The 1670-nt window shown below is 77.5% G+C and carries 1 protein-coding gene; it reads left to right on the forward strand.

Translation table 11 applies throughout. The features are described from left to right. Positions 1–1670 (forward strand): type I polyketide synthase (locus RM780_RS27545; protein ID WP_311633634.1); only part of this gene is annotated, 1670 nt, incomplete at both ends.

Here is a 1670-nt window from a genome sequence, read left to right on the forward strand (position 1 = left end):
GCCTCGTCCTGTCCGCCCTCGCCGCCCTCACCGGAGCAACGGCCGGGGCAACGCCAGGGGCAGCGGCCCCCGCCGACGCCGCCCGCCGCACCTTCCGCGCCCTGGGACTGGACTCCGTCACCGCGCTGGAGCTGCGCGCCCGCCTGGCCGCCGCCACCTGCCTGCCCCTGCCGCCCACCCTCGCCTTCGACCACCCCACCCCCGAGGCCCTGGCCCGCCGCCTCACGGCCCTCGCCCTCGGCGAGAACCCCGCGACCGCGCAGGCCACCGAGGCCGCCGCGCCCGAGCCCGCCGCGCCGCACGAGCCCGCCGAGCCCATCGCCATCGTCGGCATGGCCTGCCGCCTGCCCGGCGGCGTCACCTCACCCGAGGACCTGTGGCGCCTCCTGGCCGAGGGACGCGACGCCGTCGGCCCCCTCGCCGCCGACCGCGGCTGGGACCTCGACGGCCGCTACGACCCCGAACCCGCCACCCCCGGCCGCTACTACCAGCGCGAGGCCGGGACCGTGGCCGACGCCGCCGGGTTCGACGCCGCGTTCTTCGGCATCTCGCCGCGCGAGGCCCTGGCCATGGACCCTCAGCAGCGGCTGCTGCTGGAGACCTCCTGGGAGGCGTTCGAGCGCGCGGGGCTCGACCCCGCCGCGCTGCGCGCCACCCGCACCGGCGTCTTCGTCGGCGCCATGGCCCAGGAGTACGGGCCGCGCCTGGACGACGCCGGCCCCGAGCTGGGCGGCTACCTGCTGACCGGCACCTCCGTCAGCGTCGCCTCGGGCCGCATCGCCTACCAACTCGGCCTGGAGGGACCGGCGGTGACCGTGGACACCGCCTGCTCCTCCTCGCTGGTCGCCCTGCACCTGGCCGTGCAGGCGCTGCGCGGCGGCGAGTGCGGTTACGCCCTGGCCGGCGGCGCCACCGTCCTGCCCACCCCGGGCATGCTCATCGAGTTCAGCCGCCAGCGCGCCCTGGCCGCCGACGGCCGCTGCAAGGCGTTCTCCGCCGCCGCCGACGGCTTCGGCATGGCCGAGGGCGCCGGGATGCTCCTGCTGGAACGCCTCTCCGACGCCCGCCGCAACGGCCACCCCGTGCTCGCCGTCATCCGCGGCACCGCCACCAACCAGGACGGGGCCTCCAACGGACTGACCGCGCCCAGCGGGCCCGCGCAGGAGCGTGTCATCCGCGCGGCCCTGGCCAACGCCCGCCTCACGCCCGCCGACATCGACGCGGTCGAGGCCCACGGCACGGGGACGAAGCTCGGGGACCCCATCGAGGCCCAGGCGCTCCTGGCCACCTACGGCGCCGAACGGCCCGAGCCCGAACGCCCCCTGCTGCTCGGGTCGTTGAAGTCGAACATCGGCCACGCCCAGGCCGCCGCCGGGGTCGCCGGGGTCATCAAGATGGTCCTGGCGATGCGCAACGGCCTCCTCCCGCGCACCCTCCACGCGGAGGAGCCCACCCGGCACGTCGACTGGTCCTCCGGCGCGGTCCGCCTCCTGACCGAGGCCGCCCCCTGGGAGCCGGACGGCGGACGCCCGCGCCGCGCCGGAATCTCCTCCTTCGGCATCAGCGGCACCAACGCCCACGCCGTGATCGAGGAGTTCAGCGCCCCCGCCCCCCGTGAGGCGCCCGCCCCCGACCCGCTGCTGGACCCCGCCGCCGTCCCCCTCCTCCTC

The organism is Streptomyces boetiae (assembly GCF_031845405.1).
GTDB classification, from domain to species: domain Bacteria; phylum Actinomycetota; class Actinomycetes; order Streptomycetales; family Streptomycetaceae; genus Streptomyces; species Streptomyces boetiae.